A 219-nucleotide genomic window follows, 5' to 3' on the forward strand; every position below is an offset into this window, starting at 1 on the left:
CGTCCGTCCTTGGGGAACGACACGTCATCGACCGCCCAGGCGTCCGGGCCGATCCGCGGCACCAGCCGCTCCGCGATCCGCCGGCGCACCGGCACCGGATCCCAGGTGGACTGGTTCACGAACTGTTGCAGGTTCTGCTCGTTGCCGTCCGGCAACCGCTCGGCCATGGCCTGGATGGACTTGCGGCGGCCGTCCATCATCAGTCCCCGCAGATAGCAG

General features: G+C 68.9%; 1 protein-coding gene. It reads right to left on the bottom strand.

The window, feature by feature from the left end:
- Positions 1-219 (bottom strand): transposase (locus ALMP_RS42540; protein ID WP_264937411.1); only part of this gene is annotated, 219 nt, incomplete at both ends.

It is taken from the genome of Streptomyces sp. A012304 (assembly GCF_026008495.1).
GTDB lineage: Bacteria > Actinomycetota > Actinomycetes > Streptomycetales > Streptomycetaceae > Streptomyces.